The 5,982-nt window shown below is 66.0% G+C and carries 9 protein-coding genes and 1 tRNA gene; 4 read left to right on the plus strand and 6 right to left on the minus strand.

Going from position 1 to position 5,982, the window contains the following annotated elements; translation table 11 throughout:
• Nucleotides 1-63 precede the first annotated feature (63 nt).
• Nucleotides 64-663 carry a DinB family protein gene (locus QN357_RS17205; RefSeq protein WP_134450043.1) on the plus strand — a complete coding sequence of 200 codons (600 nt, stop codon included), beginning with the start codon at nucleotides 64-66 and terminating at the stop codon, nucleotides 661-663.
• 16 nt (nucleotides 664-679) lie between these two features.
• Here QN357_RS17205 and QN357_RS17210 read toward each other — a convergent pair whose 3' ends face one another.
• From QN357_RS17210 to QN357_RS17220, 3 genes are read right to left on the minus strand one after another with little or no spacing between them, the layout of a single operon-like run.
• Entirely contained in the window at nucleotides 680-1,612 is a 933-nt protein-coding gene (locus QN357_RS17210; protein WP_166787425.1) for a hypothetical protein, read from the minus strand.
• The gene (locus QN357_RS17215) at nucleotides 1,609-1,755 is read right to left on the minus strand and encodes a hypothetical protein (protein WP_166787424.1); all 147 of its coding nucleotides are present in this window, start codon (nucleotides 1,753-1,755) and stop codon (nucleotides 1,609-1,611) included. Before QN357_RS17215 ends, QN357_RS17210 begins: the two co-directional genes overlap by 4 nt.
• A 35-nt stretch (nucleotides 1,756-1,790) precedes the next feature.
• Nucleotides 1,791-2,081 (minus strand): DUF4287 domain-containing protein, encoded by a 291-nt coding sequence (locus QN357_RS17220; protein WP_134450042.1) that lies wholly within the window; start codon nucleotides 2,079-2,081, stop codon nucleotides 1,791-1,793.
• Between the two features lie 150 nt (nucleotides 2,082-2,231).
• Between QN357_RS17220 and QN357_RS17225 the strand changes: the two genes are divergently transcribed.
• Nucleotides 2,232-2,627 (plus strand): VOC family protein, encoded by a 396-nt coding sequence (locus QN357_RS17225; RefSeq protein ID WP_134450041.1) that lies wholly within the window; start codon nucleotides 2,232-2,234, stop codon nucleotides 2,625-2,627.
• A 99-nt stretch (nucleotides 2,628-2,726) separates the two neighbouring features.
• Here the strand turns inward: QN357_RS17225 and QN357_RS17230 are convergent, their stop codons facing one another.
• Complete coding sequence (locus QN357_RS17230) at nucleotides 2,727-3,140, minus strand: hypothetical protein (protein WP_323505264.1); 414 nt, start codon at nucleotides 3,138-3,140, stop codon at nucleotides 2,727-2,729.
• 39 nt (nucleotides 3,141-3,179) lie between these two features.
• Between QN357_RS17230 and QN357_RS17235 the strand changes: the two genes are divergently transcribed.
• Nucleotides 3,180-3,437 (plus strand): antibiotic biosynthesis monooxygenase family protein, encoded by a 258-nt coding sequence (locus tag QN357_RS17235; protein WP_134450039.1) that lies wholly within the window; start codon nucleotides 3,180-3,182, stop codon nucleotides 3,435-3,437.
• 36 nt (nucleotides 3,438-3,473) lie between these two features.
• On the opposite strand, the gene QN357_RS17240 is transcribed toward QN357_RS17235, so the two are convergent.
• Together QN357_RS17240 and QN357_RS17245 are read right to left on the minus strand one after the other, a co-directional pair.
• Nucleotides 3,474-3,549: transfer RNA gene (locus QN357_RS17240), tRNA-Thr, on the minus strand.
• 121 nt (nucleotides 3,550-3,670) lie between these two features.
• Complete coding sequence (locus tag QN357_RS17245; protein ID WP_323505265.1) at nucleotides 3,671-4,585, minus strand: DsbA family protein; 915 nt, start codon at nucleotides 4,583-4,585, stop codon at nucleotides 3,671-3,673.
• 255 nt (nucleotides 4,586-4,840) lie between these two features.
• Between QN357_RS17245 and QN357_RS17250 the strand changes: the two genes are divergently transcribed.
• The gene (locus tag QN357_RS17250; RefSeq protein WP_134450030.1) at nucleotides 4,841-5,938 is read left to right on the plus strand and encodes an ABC transporter ATP-binding protein; all 1,098 of its coding nucleotides are present in this window, start codon (nucleotides 4,841-4,843) and stop codon (nucleotides 5,936-5,938) included.
• The last annotated feature ends 44 nt before the right edge of the window (nucleotides 5,939-5,982 follow it).

Here is a 5,982-nt window from a genome sequence, read left to right on the forward strand (position 1 = left end):
CGGGTCGGACCGGATCAGCACGGATCGCTTGGCCCGCCGAGCCGGGTCTGCGAGGCTGGCGGGATGACTGATGCAACGGAGACTGCAGCCAAGACGGATCTGACGCGGTACCTGGTGTCGGGTCGGGAAGCATTGATCTGGAAGCTCGACGGGCTCAGCGAGTACGACGTGCGGCGCCCGCTCGTGCCGACCGGCACCAACCTGCTCGGACTCGTCAAGCACATGGCCGGCGTCGAGGCCGGGTATCTCGGGCTCGTCTTCGGCCGGCCCTTCCCGGAACCGCTGCCGTGGACGGCGGACGACGTCGAGTTCAACGCGGACATGTGGGCGAAGCCGGACGAGTCCCGCGAGTCGCTCATCACCCTCTACCGCCGGGTCGGGGCGCACTCGAGCGCGACGATCGAGGCGCTCACGCTCGACACCATCGGCCGGGTGCCGTGGTGGACGGGCGATCGGAGCGCGGCGAGCCTGCACGAGATCCTCGTTCACCTCATCGCGGAGACGCACCGGCACGCCGGACACGCCGACCTCGTCCGAGAGCTCATCGACGGGGAGGTCGGACTCCGGCAGGGCAACGACAATATGCCGCCGGCCGACCGCGCCTGGTGGGAGGACTACCGGGAACGCGTCGAGGCGGCCGCGCAGGAGTCTGCGGAGCGCTGACCGACGCCGGTGCGACTCAGCGCGAGATGACAGTGCCGCCGAGCGAGGCGATCGCCCGCAGCAGGCGCGGGCCGGCAGCGAACCAGGCCACGATCATCACGACGACCGAGGCCGCGAAGATCCAGAATCCGGTCCAGCCGTCGTCGCTCTGCACGGCGTACATGTGGTTGAGGTTACGGAGCGCCCCGGTCGCGAAGACCAGGGTCACGTGCACGACGACGAAGACCAGGAAGACGATCATCACGCCGACGTGGACCGCCTTGGTCGGGCGGAGCGGGACGAGTTCGCTCAGCCGGCGTGACGTCCAGAGCGGCGAGAGGCGGATGCCGGTGGCCAGCGCGAGCGGAGCGGCCACGAACACGATGGTGAAGTAGCTCAGGGTCTGGAGGGCGTTGTAGTTCACCCAGCCGTCGGAGACCGGCCAGCCCAGCGAGACGTACTGGAGCGCGGCCGACACGGCGTTGGGAATGATGTCCCAGCTGACCGGAACGATGCGCACCCACTGGCCGGTGACGAAGAGCAGCACGTAGAAGAGGAGCCCGTTGAGCACCCAGAGCACGTCGACCGAGAGGTGCAGCCAGACGTTGATGCCCATCCGGGTGGGCGCTTGTTTCGTGCGTATCAGCCCGGTATTGCGCCGGGTCCAGAACATGGTCGGCCGCCCGGCGCTGCGGACCTGCCAGCCCGAACGCACGATGAAGAGGAGGAAGAAGACGTTGAGCCCATGCTGCCAGGCCAGCCAGGCCGGGAAGCCGACGGGCGCCCCGGACGGCAGCTGCGACGTTCCCGGGAAGTCGGTCAGGAAGGATTGCACGGCCGGCAGCGAGCGGAGGCCCTTGGCGGCGAGCACGGCGGCGGCGAGCAGGCCGATCGCGAGGATGATGGCCACGGCGAGCCTGAACCAGGCGGTTCGACCGAAGCCGAGCAGTCCGGAGCGCTCTGCTGTCACCGGTCTCCCTCCCGGGCGATCGCGTCGTGCGGCATGGGCGTGCGTCCCTCTGGTCTGGCGGCGTCGGTCGACGCGATGGCGCGTTCGAGCGCGACTATGCAATCATCGACCATTTCACGCCCGGCGTCTGCCTGCAGTGTCAAACTACGACATCTTGGCGACGGCTGCGTGCACCCGGTCACCCGGGGCGGTTCAGTTTCCCGTCGAGCCAGAGCGTGTCGGACGCATCGCTGTGCGTGGTCCCGGTCCCGACGTGCTTGGCGTCGATCTTCTCGCCGTTCTTGATGACGTGCACGAGGGCCATCGCGTGACCTCGGCCCAGGTCGAAGTCCGCCTTCAGCCAGTCGACGATCACGCCGGCCTTCGTGGACGGGTCGTCGAACCCCTTCTCGTGGGCGAGGGTGATGAACTCGCGCGGGGTCAGGCCAGTCTTGTCTTCGATGTTGTCGAGGTAGGCCTGGAATGACATCTCTGCTCCTTCGCTGGTGGAATCCGAATCTCGGGCCGGTCCATCAAACCGCCTTCGGGAGCGGGTCGCAATCGTTTGGACCGGAGACCTCCCACATTCGCGGATCCGCTGTCCAGAGATGCGTGTCGGACGCGTGCTAGCGTCGGCGAGATGACGGCTCCCCAAATCACCCTTGGCGCGATCAACCTCGAGGCACATGACCCGACTGCGCTTGCCGATTTCTGGGCGTCGGTCACCGGAGCGACACCCTCACCCGGTGGCGATAGCGTCTACCTGCCGCCGGCCGGCGCGAACGGGTTCGGGATGTTCTTCCGGCCTTGTGACTCCCCCCATCCGAATCGCCGCGGCGCCCACCTGGACCTCACCGTCCCGTGGGGGTCACGACGTGCTGAGGTCGAACGTCTCCTCGGCCTGGGCGCCGTCTACCAGTGGGACGTCCTGGACGAGTTCCCACACGTGCAGTGGACCACACTGGCGGACCCGGAAGGCAACCTCTTCTGCCTGGCCGAGCATCCGCCCGCGGAGGGATCAACTCAGGACCAGTGACGTCAAGATTCTGCACGCTGGTAGCCCTGAACGCTGCACTGGCGGCACTGTGCGCAATCGGGCTGGTCACCGAATAAGAATTTCGGACGCCCTTCGGGGCTAGTCCAATGGGATGCCCGGGTCCCGGACGATATCTTCGAGAGGGATGCTCGGCTCGCCGGCTTCCAGCTCCGCGAGCGGATGAGCGGCCGTTACGTTCTCGGTACCGTCAGCCAGGGCGCGCGTGGACACCGCCGGGTCCAGCGGCACCACGCCAGTCAAGTACTCCTCAAGGTCCGCGATTTCCCGTGCGAGTGCGTCACCGCGACGGTACATGCGCAACGGTGTCGAGATGACGTGCCGCGCTGCGATCTCTGAGCAACCCAGAAGGCGACGGACTCGCTCCGCGGCGTCATCGTCACTCGGCGCGGCGACGACGGCCCGAGAAACCTCCTCGATGCGGTTCCGGGCCGCGAGTAGCGTCCTCAATCTCTCCAGCCGATCTACCTCCCGAGCGAGTTCCTCTGCGTTCATGTGAGTCAGCGTAGCCACCCCGAATGGCACACTGGTCTCGTGCTCACCGAACACGCCTTACTGCCCATCATCGCCGGACGAGAAGTTGAATTCGAGCGAGCCTTCACCCTGGCTCGCCCGATCATCGCCTCCATGCCCGGATGCCTCAGCGTGTCGTTGTCGCGGTCTCTCGAGTCGCAGAGCACGTACCTACTGCTGGTCGAGTGGGAGGATCTGCTCGACCACACGATCGGGTTCCGGCAGTCGCCGCAGTACCGGGATAGGCGAGATTCTCGGCGAGACAACCGCTCATCATGACCGGATCGGCGTGGATCCCAGTGTTTTCAAGGGGTGTGGGGCCGGCCACGGGACTTGAACCCGTAACCCCCACTTTACAAGAGTGGTGCGCTACCAATTGCGCCAGGCCGGCATGAGGCGGATTCCCGCCTCGGTCCCCAATCCTAAATGACGAACGGGCTCCGCGGGGCCAGACCGGCAGCATCCGCCGGTCGGGAGCCCGCTGCGGACGAAAACTGCGGACCCGTCGAGGATCAGCCCGCCGGGGTCGGCGTGGGCGTCGGCGTCGACGTCGAGTAGGTCTCTCCGGCGGACTGCAGCACGAATGCGGCGAATTCCTTGGGGTCATCGAGGGCGCCCGAGTACTGCTTGCCGTTCACGACCACGGTCGGAGTGCCGGTCACGGCCTCGACCGTGGTGTTGGGCAGCGGCCCGGACAACGCCCGGTTGGTCGCAGCGACGACCCAGGCCTTGTAGCGCACGTCGGTGATGCAGGTATTGATCTCCGAAACGGATGACGCGACTCCGGAGCTCGTCACGAGCCCCATGATCGCTGCGTCGTCCAGCCCTGCGGTGCCTTCCTTCGGCTGGTTCGCGAAGAGTGCGGCATTGAAGGTGAAGAAGTCATTGGGGGAATAGTTGGCGACGCACGCGGCAGCGTTCGCCGAGCGGAGCGAGTACTGGGTTCCAGCCGACTTGCTGGTCAGGATAGAGATCGGGTGGATCTCGACCGTTGCGGCACCCGAGGTGACCCACTTCACGATCTGGTCGCTGTTGGTCGTTTCGAACTGGCCGCAGAACGGGCACAGGTAATCGACGTACACGCGGATGTCGGCGACGGTTCCGGTCGCATCCGGTGTGGACGGCACGGCGTCGGCGCCGGCCTTGAGGGCCGTGGTCTCGGTGACCTTCATGCCCTCGCCGATGAGAACGCCGTCACTGGCCATGTTCGCGGGGCCGGGGCCTGCGGGGCGGATCGAATTCATGACGACGAGTGCGATGACCGCGACGATCGCGAGTGCGACAACCAGGATGCCGCCCTGCAGCAGGAACCGGTTGCGACGGTTCTTCTTCTTCTGCTCGACACGCAGCTGGGTAGCCTTCGTGCGGACCGCGTCGCGTCGCTTATTTCGGGAAGGTCGACTCTCGCCAGATCCGCCAATAGTCATGAATGCTCGCTTCGGGTAGGTCTTTGGATCGACATTTCCTATGTAAATGCCCTCCAAATAATAGGACTCCAGTCTGGGAAATGACCAGACAGGGGCTGCCTTGCGACGCGTCCGCTGGGCAAAACCGCCGCAGACCCCCTGTTCGGGCGTGTCATACTGGAACAGTCGGATCCTGCCATGATGCGCAGGCCGACAATAAATCCCATCACTACGGATCGTCCGGCACGTACCTGCCGGTGAAGGAGAATACCGAAAATGGCTTCAGTCACCTTTGACAAAGCAACCCGTCTCTACCCGGGTTCCACCCGCCCCGCGGTCGACCACCTCGACCTGTCGGTTGCCGATGGTGAATTCCTCGTCCTCGTCGGTCCCTCCGGCTGTGGAAAGTCAACGTCCCTGCGCATGCTCGCCGGCCTCGAAGAGGTCAACGACGGCAACATCTTCATCGGTGAGCGCAATGTGACGGATGTTCCCCCGAAGGACCGCGACATCGCGATGGTCTTCCAGAACTACGCGCTGTACCCGCACATGACGGTCGCCGAGAACATGGGCTTTGCGCTCAAGATCGCCGGCGTCAACAAGGACGAGCGCGCCGCCCGCGTTCTCGAAGCCGCCAAGCTGCTCGACCTCGAGCCGTACCTCAGCCGCAAGCCGAAGGCCCTCTCGGGTGGCCAGCGTCAGCGCGTCGCCATGGGCCGTGCCATCGTGCGTCAGCCCCAGGTGTTCCTCATGGACGAGCCGCTGTCGAACCTCGACGCCAAGCTCCGCGTGCAGACCCGCACCCAGATCGCCTCGCTGCAGCGTCGCCTCGGCGTCACGACCGTCTACGTCACCCACGACCAGACGGAAGCCCTCACCATGGGTGACCGCATCGCGGTCCTCAAGGATGGCGTGCTCCAGCAGGTCGGTACCCCGCGCGACCTGTACGCCAAGCCGAACAACGTCTTCGTCGCCGGATTCATCGGCAGCCCGGCCATGAACCTCTTCCTCGCGGACACCGTCGAGGGTGGCATCAAGTTCGGCACCGCCACGATCCCCGTCGCCCGCGAGATCATCGCCGGCGCGACCGGCCCGAAGGTCACCATCGGTGTCCGCCCCGAGGACATCCACCTCTCGACCACGCACGGCGAGGGCCTCGAGGTGAGCGTCGACCTGGTCGAAGAGCTCGGCGCCGACGGTTACCTCTACGGTCACTCCACGGTCGAGGGCAAGCGCACCGACATCGTCGCCCGCGTCGACGGCCGTTCACACCCGAACGCCGGAGAGACGGTCTACCTGACGCCGACCGCGCACCACCTGCACGTCTTCGACGCCGAGAGCGGCCTCCGCCTCGGTGGAGCCGTCGCCGACTAGTCGACAACGATTCACCAGAACGGCCCGGCGGGGTCCTTCCCCCC

The organism is Cryobacterium sp. RTC2.1, assembly GCF_035018685.1.
GTDB lineage: Bacteria > Actinomycetota > Actinomycetes > Actinomycetales > Microbacteriaceae > Cryobacterium > Cryobacterium glucosi.

What these genes read in the sequence shown, in the direction of transcription:
- QN357_RS17230 (WP_323505264.1), bottom strand. Translation starts at nt 3,140, where the DNA reads ATGAACGCAGAGGAACTCGCTCGGGAGGTAGATCGGCTGGAGAGATTG.
- QN357_RS17205 (WP_134450043.1), top strand. Translation starts at nt 64, where the DNA reads ATGACTGATGCAACGGAGACTGCAGCCAAGACGGATCTGACGCGGTAC.
- QN357_RS17245 (WP_323505265.1), bottom strand. Translation starts at nt 4,585, where the DNA reads ATGACTATTGGCGGATCTGGCGAGAGTCGACCTTCCCGAAATAAGCGA.
- QN357_RS17250 (WP_134450030.1), top strand. Translation starts at nt 4,841, where the DNA reads ATGGCTTCAGTCACCTTTGACAAAGCAACCCGTCTCTACCCGGGTTCC.
- QN357_RS17225 (WP_134450041.1), top strand. Translation starts at nt 2,232, where the DNA reads ATGACGGCTCCCCAAATCACCCTTGGCGCGATCAACCTCGAGGCACAT.
- QN357_RS17220 (WP_134450042.1), bottom strand. Translation starts at nt 2,081, where the DNA reads ATGTCATTCCAGGCCTACCTCGACAACATCGAAGACAAGACTGGCCTG.